Origin of the sequence: Desulfobacter sp., from assembly GCA_028768545.1 — a bacterium.
In the GTDB taxonomy this organism is placed as follows: domain Bacteria; phylum Desulfobacterota; class Desulfobacteria; order Desulfobacterales; family Desulfobacteraceae; genus Desulfobacter.
On record CP054838.1, the window covers coordinates 1,295,503 to 1,313,085 of the forward strand.

General features: G+C 49.6%; 11 protein-coding genes and 1 pseudogene. 4 read left to right on the forward strand and 8 right to left on the reverse strand.

The features are described 5' to 3' along the window. Positions 1 to 5: 5 nt before the first annotated feature. The 6 genes from HUN05_06260 to HUN05_06285 form a co-directional block, all read right to left on the reverse strand. On the reverse strand, positions 6 to 1,619 hold the full coding sequence (locus HUN05_06260; protein WDP84800.1) for a histidine kinase: 1,614 nt from the start codon (positions 1,617 to 1,619) through the stop codon (positions 6 to 8). Positions 1,620 to 2,219: 600 nt separating this feature from the next. Beyond that, entirely contained in the window at positions 2,220 to 3,536 is a 1,317-nt protein-coding gene (locus HUN05_06265; protein WDP84801.1) for a TRAP transporter large permease, read from the reverse strand. Continuing rightward, positions 3,536 to 4,021, reverse strand: coding sequence for a TRAP transporter small permease (locus HUN05_06270; protein WDP84802.1), 486 nt, complete (start codon positions 4,019 to 4,021; stop codon positions 3,536 to 3,538). Before HUN05_06270 ends, HUN05_06265 begins: the two co-directional genes overlap by 1 nt. 88 nt (positions 4,022 to 4,109) lie before the next feature. Next, complete coding sequence (locus HUN05_06275; GenBank protein ID WDP84803.1) at positions 4,110 to 5,105, reverse strand: TRAP transporter substrate-binding protein; 996 nt, start codon at positions 5,103 to 5,105, stop codon at positions 4,110 to 4,112. 373 nt (positions 5,106 to 5,478) lie between these two features. Next, a complete protein-coding gene (locus HUN05_06280) occupies positions 5,479 to 7,182 on the reverse strand; it encodes an HDOD domain-containing protein (GenBank protein WDP84804.1) in 1,704 nt (567 codons plus the stop codon). A 36-nt stretch (positions 7,183 to 7,218) separates the two neighbouring features. Next, positions 7,219 to 9,402, reverse strand: a complete 2,184-nt coding sequence (locus HUN05_06285) for a penicillin acylase family protein (GenBank protein WDP84805.1) — start codon at positions 9,400 to 9,402, stop codon at positions 7,219 to 7,221. A 324-nt stretch (positions 9,403 to 9,726) separates the two neighbouring features. On the opposite strand from HUN05_06285, the gene HUN05_06290 reads away from it, so the two are divergent. Beyond that, positions 9,727 to 11,304, forward strand: a complete 1,578-nt coding sequence (locus tag HUN05_06290) for a DUF2235 domain-containing protein (protein ID WDP84806.1) — start codon at positions 9,727 to 9,729, stop codon at positions 11,302 to 11,304. Positions 11,305 to 11,355: 51 nt separating this feature from the next. Here the strand turns inward: HUN05_06290 and HUN05_06295 are convergent, their stop codons facing one another. Further along, positions 11,356 to 12,138: a phytochelatin synthase gene (locus HUN05_06295; GenBank protein WDP87950.1), complete on the reverse strand. Its 783-nt coding sequence runs from the start codon at positions 12,136 to 12,138 to the stop codon at positions 11,356 to 11,358. A gap of 94 nt (positions 12,139 to 12,232) precedes the next feature. Next, positions 12,233 to 12,694 carry an MFS transporter permease gene (locus HUN05_06300; GenBank protein WDP84807.1) on the reverse strand — a complete coding sequence of 154 codons (462 nt, stop codon included), beginning with the start codon at positions 12,692 to 12,694 and terminating at the stop codon, positions 12,233 to 12,235. Positions 12,695 to 12,935: 241 nt separating this feature from the next. On the opposite strand from HUN05_06300, the gene HUN05_06305 reads away from it, so the two are divergent. The 3 genes and pseudogenes from HUN05_06305 (at position 12,936) to HUN05_06315 (ending at position 17,562) form a co-directional block, all read left to right on the forward strand. Next, a complete protein-coding gene (locus HUN05_06305) occupies positions 12,936 to 13,706 on the forward strand; it encodes an endonuclease/exonuclease/phosphatase family protein (GenBank protein WDP87951.1) in 771 nt (256 codons plus the stop codon). A gap of 56 nt (positions 13,707 to 13,762) precedes the next feature. Continuing rightward, positions 13,763 to 16,170: pseudogene (gene hrpB, locus HUN05_06310) on the forward strand (ATP-dependent helicase HrpB). A 177-nt stretch (positions 16,171 to 16,347) separates the two neighbouring features. Further along, on the forward strand, positions 16,348 to 17,562 hold the full coding sequence (locus tag HUN05_06315; protein WDP84808.1) for an FAD-dependent monooxygenase: 1,215 nt from the start codon (positions 16,348 to 16,350) through the stop codon (positions 17,560 to 17,562). Positions 17,563 to 17,583 lie beyond the last annotated feature (21 nt).

The window sequence follows — 17,583 nt, forward strand, 5'->3', positions numbered from 1 at the left end:
TCTCGTTAATCCTCTATGGGCAGTTCAAGGGTAAAACTTGTCCCCGACTGTTTTGAGTTATTGGAGGTTGCACTGACCACTCTTAAATCTCCGCCTAATTTTTTGGCCATTTCATAACTGATAAACAGCCCTAACCCGGTTCCCTCGCCCGGCTTTTTAGTTGAATAGAAAGGGGTGAATATGTTTGAAATGGCCTGTTTTGAAATCCCGCTGCCCGAATCGTTTACTTCAATTTTAACCATTTTCAATACCCGGACAAAATGAGTTTTCAATATAAGGCTGCCCCCGTCGGGCATGGCCTCAACAGCATTTGCGACCAGGTTGGTCAGTATGGATTGCACGGTACTGGCATGGGCAACGACATCCGGTATATTTTTTTCCAACTCAAGTTTTACGTCTATTTTTTTTGAATTGCAGTGGGGAATGGTAATTTCCATCAGTTTAGTCAACAAACGATTACAGTCAACGGTCTTAGAATCACTGTGGGTGTGTCTTGAAAAGTACATTAGATTTTTGATAACATTGCTTCCCTGTTTAACCTCATCAATCACGGTTGACAGGTGCTGGCCGATGCTGTTTCGATTGAGATCCTTATCCGCCAGTTCTTCAAGTGCAATTTGAGTATAAAGCAGGGCATTTGCCAGAGGCGTATTTAATTCGTGGGCAAGTCCGGAGGTCAGCAGCCCCAATGAGGCGAGCTTTTCTTTTTGAATGACTTGAAATTCCATCTCTTTTTCGCGCTGATATTTTTCCTTGACCATGTTTGCGATGACCGCTGATATAAAAAAAGCCAAAAGAAAGACAACACATCCGGTGATGGCGGCATAAATCAGGGCTTTTTTTTCAAGGGCTTTAATCCGGTTTAATATCTCAACCATATCCTGGTCAGCAAAGACAATCCAGTTGAAAGGCGGTATGTTTTGTTGTGACTGCAAAACGGTTTTCCCTCGGTAATCAATGGATTGGCGGGCAGGTAACAGGGTGTTCAATACCGGCGTCTGGATTGAAATTTTAGTTTGAAGGGCTTTGGCCCCGAATCGGGAGGCGGATAAAAACCAGCCTCCCTTGTTGACCAGATAAACTTCCCCTGTATCCTCTATGTTATTTTCTTTTAACAGGACATCGATGAACCTGAAATCAACCATGGTGTACAAATATTTAGGGTCATCTTCATTCTGGTTTGTGAGCTTTTTGGATAGAATCAATACGGGATTCAGCTGGTCCTTGTCTGCAAGTAAAAAAAGTGTACCTGCCTGAACCCCCTTCCATGACAACCCGGGTTCGGTGGCTTTTTTCAGGATCTTGGGATCAATGGATTTTCCCTTTGAACTGAAAATCAGTCTTTTGGACTGGCTTAAAATAAAAAAATCAATATAGGGTCTGTGGGGATCGTTTTTCAACTGATTGATATGATGCTCAAAATTTGAGTCTGAAATGTCTAAAATACTGCAGAGCAGATTCATATCATTGACCCGTTCTATCATGAACTGCCGGATGGATTCTGCGTTTCGCTTTGATAAATTCATTAAATATAAGGCGGCTTTTTCCTCGATCATTTGTTTGCCCTGGGAGATTCCTATATACCCGAAAGAGACCAGGGGAACGAGTGCAACAAGCATGAATACACAGATTAAAAGCGATCGAAATTGCCGAAAGTACAGCTTTGTGAATTTTGTATCTATGATATCACCATAAATAAATTATCCTCTCTGTTCAAATTACCCTTATCATAGAGACTTAATTTAACCAATGAGATTCCGATTAAAGAAGGGTGATTTATGAAACCGTAAAAAGGAATACCCCCTGGGTTTGCAGATTTGGAGTATAAAGCAGATTAAAATGGATGGAGCGGGAAGATAATGAGGATAGCGGTTCTCAAACTAAATTTCCATTGAGGTCAAAAGAATCGATAGAACACTGCCTTTTGACATGGTTCAAACGGAAGGTGTTTATGAAAACCGCTATATTTTCATCATAGATTAGGCGTCCCTAAGGCATTTTAAGGGGGGCGGTGGACGTTTTAGGGTATCAAATTGCCGTCGTTTCCGGCCTCAATTCCGTAAATGTTTCAATCAAGGGCATCCCCGAATACCACTCTTTAAAGTCTTTAAGGCCCATATTAAGACAAAAGGCCATGCGCAGGGTATATCTTGAATTCAAGGGGTCAAATTTGCCTGCAACCAAGAGATCAAGCCAGAAGACAATGATTGGAAAGAATCTTAATACATGAGATTGGGCAAAAACAGGATAATCCAGGGGCAGAGCATGAGGATGACCACGCCTGCCATCACGGCAACCAGAAAAGGGGTAATACCCTTGAATATTTTTTCCAGGGGGACTTGTTTTTTCAATACCGTTTTGGCCACCCCGTAAACCACATAGACATTGATGCCCACAGGCGGGGTAATGACTCCCATTTCCGTGACCATGACAATGATAATCCCGAACCAGATCGGATCATACCCCAGGGCCGTGACCACGGGGAAAAATATGGGCACGGTCAGGGTGACAAAGGCCAGGGCATCCATGAAGCAGCCCCCGAGAAAATAGATGAGAATAATCACGCCCATGACCAGGATGGGGGGCATGTCAAGCCCTCCGACCCAGGAGGCGATTTCAAAGGGGATTCGTGTGACCGCTAGAAATTTTCCAAAAATAACAGCCCCGGTAATGAGCATGAGGACCATGCACGAGGTCCTCAGGGTTTCCATCAGCGAGTTGACAAAGCCCTGCCATGAGATCTGTCGTCTTGCCACGGCAATGACGAGCACCCCGAAAGCCCCGACTGCAGCAGCTTCTGTGGGGGTGAACAGCCCGTAGAAGATCCCGCCCACCACGAGTCCGAATATGGCCAGGGTTTCGCCAAGCCCTAACAGGGCCTTGAATCGTTGTGCCCAGGAGAATTTTTCTCCTGCAGGCCCCTGTTCAGGAGACATTTGGCACCGGATATAGATGGATACGATAAAGAGAAGGGTGACCAGCAGGGCCGGGAAAATGCCGGCCACAAAGAGCTGGCCAATGGACTGCTCGGTGAGGATGCCGTAGATGATCAAGACCACGGAAGGGGGCATGATCATGCCGATGCCGCCGCCTGAAGCCACTGCCCCTGTGGAAAGTTCATCATCATAGTTGAACCGCTTCATTTCCGGCAGGCCCACCGTGGCCATGGTGGCGGCGGTGGCAGGACTTGATCCGCAGACCGCTCCAAAGGCGGTGCAGGCAGATACCGTTGCCATGGCAAGTCCTCCCCGGATGTGGCCTAAAAATTTATACCCGGCATCGTAGAGGCGTTTGGAAATCCCTGAATTAAACCCCAGCTGCCCCATGAGAATGAACAAGGGGATGGTGGTCAAATCATAGGATGAAAAGGTTTCATAAACATTTCTGGACAATAGGACCAGGGCGGCAGAGGGGGAAATCATCAGGGAAAAACCCGCCACCCCTACCAATGCCATGACAAAGGCCACAGGCATTCTTGTCATGAACATGAAAAGCATGATCATAATGCCGCAAATTCCGGCGAGGACAGGGCTCATCAGGATTCCTTTTTTTGCTTCATGGTGTCAATGATCCGCTGTCCTATGATCACAGCAAAAACCGCAAGTCCTGCGGCCAGAATAGAGACAATATAGTGGATGGGAAATTCCAGGTTCATGGAGACTTCTCCTGTGTCCCGTATATCCCCGGCATACAAGAACATCTGCCAGGCAATAACGCTGAACAGGATAAAGCTTAAGGTCCGGGTGATGATTTCAAGACCTTGCCGGATGTTTTTGGGCAAAAGCCTTGTGACAATTTCCACGCCCACATGGCCGTCCATTTTATAGGTATAGGGCAGGGCCGCTGCCATGACAATTACGGCTAAAAAGCCGACCAGTTCCACTGAGCCGAAAATGGGATGTTTGAAAAAACGGCCCACCACATCTGCCACGGTGAGCAGCATCATGGCGGTGAGGGCGGCAGCGCCCAGGTATTGAAGCCAGAGAGAGAGGCGGTCGAGTATGGATATTTTCGTTTTCATTGATGGTCTATTTATAAAGTCAATGGGTCCGCCAGGCTGAAATCTACGCCTGCCGGACCCGTTTGTTTAAGTTAACTGAAATATGAACTTACATGTTCGTTTTGATAAAGTCCACAATGACTTTTCCGTCCAGCCCTTTTTTGGCAGCGGTTTTAATATACTTGTCAATGACAGGGGCAGCCGCGGTACGCCATTTTTGGGATTCAGTCTCGGACTGGGCAATGACCTTGCCCCCTTTTTCCTTGAAAAAAGCCAGTCCTTTTTGATCTGATTCATCCCAGGCCCGCCCGTGTTTGCCTGCCCATTCAGCGTTGATTTCCAGGATGATTTTCTGCTGTTCCGGGGTCAGTTTAGCCCATTTGTCCTTGTTCATGAACACGGCAAAGGTTGTGGTATAGGCGGTGGAATAGTTTTGGACCATGTAGTGGACCACCTCTCCGAGTTTCCATCCCTTGTTGGATTCCATGGGATGGGAAGATCCGTCCACCACCCCTTTTTGAAGCATCTGGTAGCATTCCCTCATGCTTTTCCCCACAGGAGACGCCCCGAGAGCTGCCTGTACCAGTCCGCTGGTGCCGGTTCCCCGAAGTTTCAGCCCTTTGAGATCCTCAAGAGTGTTTACCCCTTTGTCCCGGGTGTGGATAAGTCCCGGCCCATGGGCATGGAGAAACATGATCTGGGTATCTTTGAACTCTTTGGGAGAAAATTCCTTGAGCACGGCATTGGCCAGGGCTGTCGCCTGGACGCCCGAAGTATAGCCCATGGGCAGATCAATGGCCGAGGCCACGGGAAACCGTCCCCTGGAGTAGGCCAGGACGGTCATGCCGATATCTGCAATACCGTTGACCACCCCATCATAGGTCTGGGGGGCTTTGGTCAAGGTGCCGGCAGGAAAGTAATCAATGTTAACTTCTTCATTTGTTCGTTTTTTAACCTCTTTGCACCAGGATTCTGCCAGCTGACTCTGGATATGGGTGGGGGGGAAAAAGTTAGCATAGCTCAGCTGGGTTTGGGCCCAGATGTTCGGCGTAAAAAGCAGGCCTATGGCTGTAATCAACAAAAGAGAGCGCATTGTTCTTTTCATGGGTATCCTCCGGAAGATAATCTAATAATAGTTACAATATAACTATAAATAAGATAGGGTTTCTACCCTATGGTATCCAAGCCTGATTCCCTGTCAAGGGAAAAAAAAGGGGGACAGGAAAAAATAGGGAAAAAATTGGTTGATCGATCAACTATGCCCGGTTTAAAAGGCTCTTGAAAGATATAAACGTCCATATTTTTAATTACAAAAAGCTGATTTATAGCTTTATTTTAGCTTTTTGACCGGAGAGGGACGCCCTGGTTTGGGGCAAGTAAAAAAAAAGATCTTAAATTTTCGGAAAGGCCTGGATAATTTGATAGGATCAACCATATTTTAAATTCATGGTCGGTTCGGTTTTTTGAACCAACCGTGGTTAGAGGGGGACAGATTCTCCGGACAATATCATCAGGGTGAGGTCGTCGGCCTGGGCGGCCAGCCTCTGGATGCATTGATCCTTGATCCATTGAACCTGCTCATGAACGGACATCTGCCTGGACTGGACCAGCCAGTTTAAAAATCCCTTAAATCCCAGAAGCCCTTGGTCTGGGGGATCATTTTTCAGCCGTCCGTCTGTGAATCCGTCCGTGTATAGGAACAGCCGGCTGTGGCCCATGGGGATGGTGTTTATTCGGGGAGATGAAACATTGGGCATCACCCCCAGTGGCGGGCCGCAGGGCTTGACCTGAATGATTTTTTCAGGGCCCATGATCAAGGGCGGCAAGTGGCCCATATTGATGAGGTGAACCTCATGGGTGACAGGATCAAACCAGCCGCCTGCAAAGGTGACAAACATCCCCTGGACAGCGGTTTCATAAAGTTCTGCATTCATCATTTCCACCACCCGGCTGATATCATCCCCTACCTTGCACAGACAGCTGAAAAGGGAGATGGCCTTTGCCATGAGCAGGGCTGCGGCCGTGCCTTTTCCCGAGACATCTCCGATGCAGAAGCCAATGGCGCCTGAAGGGAGAAAAAAACAATCATAAAAATCACCGGAAAGGTGATAGGCCGGGATATTAAAGGCATTGATATTGGAAAATTTTTTAAGATCCGGCTGAAGGCTTTTCTGAATTTCCCTGGCCTTCCCAAGCTCGGCTTCCAGGCGGCCGGCATATTCATCCCTTTGACTTAAAGAGTTCTGGAGTTTCCAGGTCAGCTCCCGGTAGGTGAGATTGTCCTCTACCAGTTTCTGGTTTGCCTGGTTCATGATCTGGTTGAAATCATCATGGCTTGTGGGTTTGATCTTTAAAGGGCCGGTGGCCTGACGGACCTGTTCGGGCAGAGAGGAGAGCAGGGTTTGGATCTGTTCGTCCGAGAGTTTAAAAAAGAGTTTGGACCTTTTTTCAAGCAGCTTCAGGGCTCCTGCTTTGTCATGACAGGTATAGACTGCATTGCACAGATCTGCCAGATGGATCAGGGCCGGCAGCATATTTTCCCGACTTGGTTTTTCAAACCGGTGGTGGGCTGAAATGGCCCGGGCATAGGATTTGGGCAGCCCCCATTTTCTGGCCAGAAGCCCGCCCATATGATCGTGGGTAACTTTAAACAAGGCCTCTTCCATGGCCCTGCGGTCTTCGGGCAGATTGGGCCTTAAAAGGGGCCATCGGTCGGCCTTTTCAGGGTCCATGTAAAAGAGGACCAAGAGTCCGATATCCTGGAGCATGCCCGCGGAAAAGGCCTCTTCCACAGGTCCGTTTACCATTTTTGCAAGTTCCCGGGCTGCCACCCCCCGGCGGACTGAATCTCCCCAAAAGGCATCCATGTCCAATTGGGGGATGGAAAATCTTGAAAGGCTTTCCTTGACCGCAAAGCAGAGCACTAGGCTTTGGATCTGTTCCATGCCCAGGACCACCAGGGCTTCGGAAATGGTATGAATCTGCCTGGAAAATCCGAAAAAAGCGGAATTGACAATGCCCAGGAGCTGAACCGTTAAAGAGGGGTTGGTTGATACCAGCCGGGTTAAGGTGTCAATCCGGGCATCCTCTCTTAGGGTATACTCGATTAGTCCCATGATATGATGGTCGGGCATGGGCAGGTTTTCTGGCCGGATGCGGCGGTAAAAAGACGGGTCTGTCATCTTTTGATGCCTTTGTTTGATGGTGTGATCATACGGCTATTTTTCAGCGGCTTGTTCAGGGTTTAAAATCAGTTCATAAGAGGGCGTTTGGCTGAACTGCTCCTTTGCATAGAGAATTTTTCTGTACGTCCCCGTGATGAACATTTGGGCCTGGTCATCATAAAAAGGGCTCATGAAGTTGCCTGAATTGCCTGTGGGTATAATGGACCAGGAATTGTCAGGATCGTTGCAGTCTATGAGCCTCCGGGTGGAGGGCAGGGAGGCCACCTTGTAATCGTGGCTGCCGGTTTTTGACTTGAGCTTGTTTACCGAGGTGAATTCAGAAGGGCTGGCAAAGGGACCCACATTGAACAATCTGTTCAAGGGTTTTTTCCGGCCCATGGCATGGACAAATTTGATGGTGTGAACCGATCCCCAGGTCCATTGGCTCTGGTCTGTTCCGTACCTGTCGCAAAGTTCTTTTACCCCGGCTTTAAAGCCCGCAACAATCAAAGCATCCCTGGATTGAACCTGGATTTTTTTAAGGCCTTCCATATCCCATTTTTCCTCTTTGGAGAGAAGCTCATGGATCCGGGCGGCCCGGTCAGAGGGCCTGAAATATCTTGTGAGCACCCCAATGGGATCGATGGGGATCATTGTGGGCAAATTGTTGGCCGTGATAATCATTGAATTCTCAGGGTTTTCCATCTGGGGATTTTTTTCAAAGGGAAGATAGCCTGACCATTCTTCTGCGCCAGACCCCCCGTTGTGGATTTTTTTTCCGCTCACCTGCCCCGCCCGGATGGGCACCCGGCCTGCCGCCCACCACCCGATATTGCCGCTATGATCTATATAGGAGATATTAAGACCCGGGGCGGCCAGTTTTGAGAGTGCAGTTCTAAACTGGTCCATGTTTTCAGCCTTGCCCATGCCATAGACCACATCCAGTATGGGGTTGTCCAGCTTATGGTATACCCAGGAGACAGAGACAGGACGGCCTGTGTATCCTGTTAAAAAATCTGAAATCACCGGGCCGTGGGGGGTGATCCGGATGGTCAGGATCACATTGTTTTCCCCTTTGACCTTGATCTCTTCTTTAAGGGTTTTGATTTTTACCCACTGGCCCTTGAACTTGACCTCATCTTTTTTCTCCGGATGAAAGGTCTCTGCGTAAAGGTCAAGATCGTCGTTTTCAAACATGGTGATGGCCCAGGCCTTGGTGGTGTTGTGGGCCAGCATGGGAAAGGGCATGAGAGGTAAATGATACCCGTAGTTTTCATATCCCGGGTATGAGAGATGGGCCTCATACCAGACCCCTGGATTGGCAATGCCGATATGGGGATCATTGGCCAGAATCGCATGGCCGCTTTTGGTTTTTCCAGGTCCCAATACCCAGGAGTTGCTTCCGGTAAAGGGCGGGAAAATTTTTGCGGTCTGGTCCAGCAGCCGCTGGTATGCCCGTGTAAATCCGGTAAATTCATGGGCCTTCTTGCCATGGACTGATCCAAGGATATTTGGGGATTTTTTTGTTGATGCAACGGCCAGGGCCTCTTTGCCGATCCCCTGGGGGTTCATCACCGTGGTGTGGTTGTTCAGGGTATAGGCAGGAAAGATCAGGTCAAGATCCGCCCGGGTTAAAAAGGGTTCGAGAATGGTGTACAGAGAATCTCGCTTGATGCCGTCGGCAAAGGAATAGGCCACATATCCCATGACGGCAATGCAATCTTTCCGTGTAAAGGGGGCAGGGGTAAATCCCAGCAGGGTATACTCCACGGGCAGGGGCTGGGTGGCGATACAATGATTCACCCCGTCCAGAAAGGCATCCAGAAAGGCCAGGGCCTCGGCATTGATCAGGTCTTCTTTTTCCAGATAGTCCTGGGCCCTGTGTTTGAGCATCAGGGTGCGAAACTTTTTATCTACATCCACAAGTTTGGGGCCCAGGATTTCAGCCAGTTCCCCCTTGGCCAGCCGGCGTTGGAGTTCCATTTGAAAGAGCCGGTCCTGGGCCAGGGTCAGGCCCAGGGCAAAATAGGCATCTTTGCCGTTTTGGGCCGTGATATGGGGCACCCCCCATTGGTCCCGGACAATGGCGGTCTGCTGAGTGATTTTTGTGATGTTCAGACTGCCCTGGATTTTGGGCTGAAGATGGTCAAGATAGATCCAGGCCCCGCCTGTAGCAAGAATACCAAGTCCAAAAACAAAGAGGATAAAAAAGAAAAGAACTTTTGCGAGCTGCTTCATGGAATCTCCTTATTAAGGGGAAAATCAACAGGTTATTTGCAATGGGGTTGTTGTACACTAAAAAAAATCTTTCACAACTCTCAAACCCGTCGGCATCTGCCGGGGAGGATCGCCATGGTTCCAACCCCTAAAACGGCCGGGTGGGAAAAATTTTGTTTCTGCCAGGACCGGGTTTGGGCGGAATTGGCAAAAGGGGTTGAAATTTAAGGGTTTTTCCCATTGCTCCTCAAGGAGACCCATGATTGAATATTTTAATATTCAAGCGTTCTGCTTTTTTCCAACCCATGAACCGGGTTGCTCTTAAATCCGGAAAAGGAGTCTGTCATGAAAAAGATCATCCTCTGTTTTGACGGGACATGCAACGACCCTTCAGATGCCCGGCAGAAAAAAAATCTTAAGATGGAGATCAAGGACAATAGTGTTTCCAATATCTTTAAACTTCATTTGCTGCTGGGGGGCGGTGTGACCAAGGGAGAGGCAAGGGTTGCCGGCCAGAAAAGTTTTTACTATTCAGGGGTGGGCACCTATGGAAACAAGCTGCTTCAATGGTTTAATGCAGGCCTTGCCCTGTCCAATATGGATGTGGGGCATATTATCAGAACCGCAGCAAAAGACCTGGCCCGGGACTGGTCCCCCGGGGATGAGGTGATGGTCTTTGGGTTTTCCAGGGGGGCGGCCATTGCCCGGCGGTTTTGTGCAAAAATCAACACCGAAGTGGAAAAAAAGACCCATAAAAAGATGGATATCAAGGTCCGGTTCTTGGGGGTGTTTGATACGGTGGCCTCCATTGGCTGGCCCAATATGGATGATGATAAAAAGCCTGTTTCCGATGTGAAATTTGAAAATTGTGTGGTGGCAGATACTGTGGAAGAGGCCGTGCACATGGTTTCCATTGATGAAAAACGGACCGCTTTTATGCCCACCCTCATGGCCCATGATCCCGGTCGGATCACCGAGGTCTGGTTTGCCGGGGCACATTCTGATGTGGGCGGGGGATACCGGTATGACGGTCTTTTCGACGTGGCTCTGGATTTTCTTCTGGGTGAATTTGTTATCCGGGACCTGGGTCTGAAAATTTTGCCTCCAAAGCCCAAAGATTTTCAGAATCCGGCCTGCCGGAAACTCGGCCTGGCCTATGATGATGTGGCAATCCAACCCAACCCCATGGGCAGAAGCCATCAACAGGATCGTTCCTTTTTAGTGGAATGTGCCCTGTCAGACCGGGATCTTCGGGTCCATGTGGATGAAAATCATCCCCAGGGCGCAGCCCCCCTTCCCTGGGTTCATTATTCAGTGGTGGCCAGGATCCACGGGAACCGGTATTATCGGCCGGTTTCCCTGAGCAAGAGAAGCCTGAAAGACCTTGTGGAAAATGAGATTCCCCATGCCTTATGGCGGCCGGACAAGGCCGATCCAATTGAAGTCAAAGGCTTGGCTGAACATTTGAGCATGGGGCCGCCGGCCCCGAAAAAGCTTGAGATCGGCAATTCTCGTCTGGTGACAGTCTATGCCAACCAGAAGATGAACAGAAGCTATGTCTATGCCAATCAAGGCGAGGCCTATCAGTTCAAGCTGGCCCCCAACCAGATCTGGTTTGACTCCGGGGTGGACTGCACACCAAAGGGATGGACAAGGGCCTCTGAAGATTTTCCCTGGTATCTGGATATTCCCATAAAATGCATGGAAGATGAAAGACGATGCCCTGTTGCCGACTGGTTTGAACTGGTGGGGCAGGTGGGCAAAAATTCACCTGACTGCTTTCAGGTGCTCAAACATCTGTCTTCGAACAAGAGCCTTGAAGTCAATGGGGCAGGAGAGCTTTTCTTTTTTGTCAATGATTTGGAAGACCGGTATGACAACAACCTGGGCCTGGTCCAGGTTGAGGTGATCAGGATAAGATGATTCTCTGCCGGGCCGGGGGGGCAGTGATATTTTAAATTTTCAGTTGCTGGTTCATAGGGTCTCCAGGTTTGGGGCGTGGTTAAGCCGGACGACCACCACCCCGCCCCGGCCGTAGCCGAAATGACTGAAAACACCCCCGTAACAGGTGGAGATCCCCTTGTAAAAGGTGTGAAATGAAAGTGTATAGGGGCGGGTCTGGGCGGGATCCACATCCAGTATTGTCACTCTTCGGGTTTGAGGGTCAAATTGGCCCACAGGGGAAATATGGGGGATGTTCAGTTCTCTTATAAAGCTGCCCTGGTCAAAGTGGGCAATGACCAGGCAATTGTCCCGGACCTGGAATTCTTCCAGGACCAAGCCCAGTCTTTTTTGTATTTCTTTGGCAGGGGCGCCTCTTTTTGCCTTTATGACTTCCACCTCGGCATTAAAAATCCCATAGGCGTCCAGGCTGGCTGCGACCACACGGCCCAGCACGTTCAGGGGAAGGCCCCGCCGTCCTTTGTATCCCTGGGGGCCCATGCGTTCCTTCCAATGGGCCGCTGTCACCTGGTCAAGAAGATTTTGTTGGGTGACCTGTGTAAAACCCGGCCCCAGGCGTTTTTCCAGCAAGGTATTGATGATGGATGCCACAGATGCCACGGAGCAGGAGGAGTCATGGAATTGTTTGACATGGTGGCGGTAAAGGCCCGCCCTGAGGCTTTTTCCCTGTTTTTCTTTCGGGCCAGGAACCTTTAAGACCGCCTGATGCCTGCCAAAGCATCCGGTCCGGGTCAGCCAGTGGAAAAAATATCTCACAATGAGAACGGTTCTCATGGTATATCTGTAAATGAGCATCATGGGCGTATCCTGTTCAGTGAAATCAATACCTGAAATATCGTCCCAAAAAAAATATTGTCAATGATGAAAAAATCAGACCTGGAATTTTTAACTATTTTTCAGGGATGAAATACTGGTTTTCTCCCAGTTGGAGCATAAGGCCTTGGTCTGCCTCTTTAAGGCATTTGGAAATTTTGGCCAGGGCATGGGAGGTGAATTTGATCTCATGGGGTGGGGTTGAAAAAAAAAGGCTGTCTTTTTTGATATACAGCCTGCCAGGATCCAGCATTATTTTTTGTGAGGTGTTGAGCAATAGTTCGATCTTGTCTTTGATATGGATATGGGTCACAAAGATGGCCGTCTCTTCATAGGGGAAATATACTTTTTCTTCTCTGTCTTCAATGATCTGGCTTAGAAAATAGCCCTGGTCGTCTTTTTGGATGGATCGGTTAAAATAGCTGATGATCTTGGGATGCTCCAACCGCCCGTGCTCATTATGCCAGACCCCGTTAGAGTCCATCCAGAAAACCGCCTGTTCTTTGGGGATGATATTGATTTTATTTTCTGAACCCATGGCTTTTCCTTTTTTTTGATCCGGATCTTTATTTAGCCTAAAATCCGGTCCATATCAAGGCTGAATCCCGGGGTGCCCAGGGCTATGGCATATGGATTTGGCTTTTGGCCCACCAGGGGCAGGGTAACGGTTTTTTGCTAAATTTCAACATTTGTTTTGACCGCTGAAAAGCGCTGGCCCCGGTATTGACTATGAAAGGATAATATCGCATGCTGGAGCCATGTTTAATACGGGGAAAAAAATGAGCACGGACAAGCGGGTCACCATTATGACCCTGAACCTCCGGTTCGGCCTGGCCCGGGACGGGGAAAATGCCTGGGAAAAACGGCAGGACCGGGTGGCCGGGATATTAGAGCAATATCCGGCAGATTTTATCGGGTTCCAGGAGGTCAACCATTTCCAGGCAGGGTTTCTGGCCGGGCATCTGCCTGACCATAACCATATTGGATGGTACAATAAAAAAACGCCCTGGTGGCAGTCCAATATGATTTTTTATCACAATTCCTGGACCTGTCTTGGCAGCCGCCATCATTTTTTGACCCCAACCCCTGACATCCCCTCCAAACTTGAGGGCTCTAAATGGCCGAGGCAATGTGTGGTCGGATGGTTTCAAAAAAAGGGCAAAGACCTGGTTATGGCCAATACCCATTTTGATTTTTATCCCCGGGTCCAGGATAAAAGCGCACAACTGGTCCTGGAATTTTTGAGCCGGTTCCCCCTGGGTCTTTCTTCCGTCATTACTGGGGATTTTAATGCAGATCCCGGATCTTTGGCCTATGAACGGTTTATGGCCCATGGGTTTGACGAGGTGTTGAAAGGGGAAAAGATGACCACCTTTCACGGGTTTTCAGGCAAAGAAACCTTTCGTCACATTGACTGGATCCTTTACCAGGGCGGGTTGATCCTGGATGGGGTCAGGGTGGTTACCGATGATTTTAAAGGGAAATTTCCTTCGGATCATTACCCGGTGATCTCAACTTTTTCATGGAAGGACAGCCCCCATCTCCCATGAGCCGATTCCTTTCATCTATTCTGCCTTAGTCTGTAAAAGATCTCCCCGTTTTCAAGGTGATTCCTAAGATTGTCCAGGCCCTGGAAAAAGAGAAAAAAGCCCTGGTCCAGGCCCCGCCCGGGGCCGGTAAAACCACCCTGGTGCCCTTGGCTCTCTTGGACCAGCCCTGGATGAAAGATAAAAAAATTGTCATGCTTGAACCCAGGCGTCTGGCAGCCAGGGCCTGTGCCGCACACATGGCATCTCTTTTAGGGGAAAAACCCGGCCAGACCGTTGGCTTCCAGGTCCGCATGGAGCGGTGCATCGGTCCTTTGACCCGAATAGAGATCATCACCGAGGGGATATTGACCCGGAAAATCCAGTCTGATCCCGGCCTGGAAAAGATCGGGGTTTTGATTTTTGATGAGTTCCATGAACGGTATATCCACGGAGATCTCGGCCTGGCAATGGCCCTGGAGTCTTCCTGGGTCTTTAATCCGGAGTTACGGATTCTGGTCATGTCCGCCACCATGGATACCCGTGAATTGTCAAGTATCATGGACAATGCACCTGTAATCCTTTCCCAGGGCAGGACCTGGCCTGTGACCACCCATTACCTGGATCCGTCATCAGGGACCTTGAAACCCGGCTGAGCCAGACACTTGGCTCCCGGCCGGATATTAAAATTTACCCTCTGTTCGGGAATCTTCGTCCGGCCCGCCAGGCCGCAGCCATTGCACCTTCCCTTCCCGGACAGCAAAAAATTGTTCTGGCCACCCCCATTGCAGAAACCTCTTTGACCATCCAGGGGGTAAGAGTGGTGGTGGATTCAGGCCTGGCCAATCTGCCCCGGTTTTCCCCGGGCAGGGGAATGACCCGGCTTGAAACCCTGCCGGTTTCAAAGGCTTCGGCAGACCAGCGCCGGGGACGTGCCGGCAGGACGGCTCCCGGGGTCTGTTACCGGCTCTGGTCTGAGCATGTCCACCAGGGCCTGGTTCCCTTTAACCGCCCTGAGATGCTCTGTGCCGACCTTGCATCCCTGGCCCTTGAACTGGCCCAGTGGGGGGTGAAGGATCCCAGGGATCTAAAATGGCTGGATCCTGTGCCTGAAAACGGATTTGAATCTGCCCGGGCCCTGTTCAAACGGCTTGGCGCCCTGGACGATGGGGCAAGGATTACCGCCCATGGTCAAAGGCTTTTGACCGCAGGCATTCATCCAAGGCTTGCCCATATGGTGGTCAAAGCAATGGGATTTGGCCAGGGATTCATGGCCTGCTGCCTGGCGGCCCTGGTGGAAGCGCGTGATTTCATGGGAACAGGCCAGGGCGGGACAGACCCCGATCTGGGGCTTCGTCTGGAAATTTTACAGCAAATGGCCAAAAAAGGGAGATCCGCCCCTGGCAGCTCCGTCCATATGGGCCGGGCACAATCTGTGCTCAAACAGGCCCGGCGCCTGGCAGACCGGTTCAAAATTACATCCCGGTCCATGGATATTCCCATGGCCGGCAGGGTCCTGGCCTTTGCCTGGCCTGAGCGGGTGGCCCGAAAAAGAGGGGCGAACAGCCTTGCCTATCTCATGGCTTCGGGCAGCGGTGCCTATTTTTCCTTTGCCAATTCCCTTTCAAATGAGACCTTTATTGTGGCTGTCCATCTGGATGGGAATCCCAAAAGCGCCAGGATATTTCTGGGTGCGGCCTTTCGGGAAAAAGACCTTGAAACCGATTTTTCCGTTCAAACCCGTGCCAGGGTTGTCTGGGATAAAAAAAGCCGGTCAGTCAGGGCCTTTACCCAGAAGGAATATGGAAAAATTCTGCTTGGAAAAATCCCCTTGGCCGATCCAGACCCCCAGGCCGTGACCGCTGCCCTGGTCCAGGGGATATTCGAGGCCGGAATTGGGATTCTGCCCTGGACAAAGGATGTGGTAAAATTTAGAGACCGGGTTACCCTTTTAAGGGGACTGAAAGATTTGGATCCGGCATTTGAAGCCCTTCCCGACCTGTCTGATGATGGATTGCACGCCAGTTTGGACCTCTGGCTGGCCCCTTTTTTGGACAGGATATCTTCATTGAACGGTCTTGGGGCCAAAACCCTGGAAACGGCTCTGAAAAGCCGGATTTCTTGGGATCAGCAGCAGATGGTCAAGGTCCAGGCCCCCACCCATGTGACCGTGCCCTCGGGATCACGGATTCCCATCCAATACAGGGACGAAAACGGGCCGTTGAAAAATCCTGTGCTGGCGGTTCGGCTCCAGGAAATGTTCGGTTTGATGCAAACGTCCGCCATTGCCCGGGGAAAACTGCCCTTGACCCTTTATCTGCTTTCCCCTGCCTCCCGCCCGGTACAGATCACCCGGGATATTGAAAATTTCTGGAAACAGACCTACACGGAGGTGAAAAAAGATCTCATGGGTTGGTATCCCAAACATTATTGGCCGGATGACCCGGGAAGTGCCCAGCCCAAGGCCAGGGCCAAACCAAGGCATTGAAAATCTTGTTTAACGGTATGGGGGTTGAATATGTGAAATATCAAAGATGGGGAGTAAAGCGATGGAAAAATAGCATGCCTTTACCTAAAGAACGCGATAAAAAGAAGAGAATCAATGAAAGCACACCCTAAAGAGAGTTGAATAGAGCATCCATGCAAATTCCAGGGGAGATCAGAAATGGCAGATAAAAAATATGACTTTATCATCACCGGTGCAGGTCCCACAGGCCTTGCTGCCGCCATTACCGCAGGCCGTCTCGGGGCCTCGTGCGTGGTTCTTGAAAAGGGGAAAAAACCCGGGCCTGAACCCCGGGGGGAGAGTATTGCCGACTATGATTTCATGGACGAGCTTTTGGGAAAAGACTGGCTGAAAAATAACGCCTCAAACGATCCGAGTTTCAGGCGGTTTCACAGCCCCATGGACCGTAAAAACAGGCTCATTGATGTTCACAGGCCCTATTATTTTTTCCATTGGGATCACCTGATGACCCATATGAAAACCCTGGCCCTGGCGGCTGGGGCTCAATTTCTGTTTGAATCCGAGGTGGTGGATTTGATTGAAACCGACCATGGCTGTACAGGCATAAGATACCAGGATAAACAGCATAATCTCCATGAGATAAAGGGGAGAACCACCTTAGGGTGTATGGGCCATAAGGATCCTTTGGGCAAAAAATTTGGAATCAAAAGAGAACAAATTGATTGTCCCACCATGAAGTATTACAGCGCCAATGCCCCCCGGGTCAATTTATCCGAGCATCCCAACCTTCAATTTTATTTGATCTCCCCTAAAATGCTTGAGATTGCCCCGAACCTGCCCCCGGCCGTGGTCTATGTGTTTCCATTGGCTGACGGAAAAATGGAAGCCGGGTTAATGCTTCGTTTAGGGCAGTTGGAGAATTTAAAAGATGTTGAAATTCCGGATCCTAAACTCATGCACAAGGTCTGGGACCATTTGACTCAGAATTACCCCGGGTTTTCAGATTTTTTTAAGGGGGCCCAGACCAGTTATAAAAAACTGACCATGATCTCCAACCGACAATTATTTGAAAATATAATTCCCCATGAACGAGGCGGGCTGATTTTTCTTGGAGACACCATTGGTTTTAGTGAGGCAAACGGTTCATCCGGCTTGTATTTCGGCATGGCCCAGGCAGACTTCTGGGTTCGTTTGATCCTGGAAAATACAGGGCCGGAAAAATTTTTATGGTCTAAAGCCTTTGCACAAAACGCCAGGAGAGAATATCAAAAATGGCCGGTTTATACCCATATTAAAAAATCCTATAAAGATATTGTCCTGGCCGAAAAGATCATGTTTAAATTCTGCGGGTCTGATCGCGGATTGAACAGATGGTGGACCCCGCTGATGGCGCTTTTACAGATGAAAAGCTGAACATAAAAAAATGTGAATATC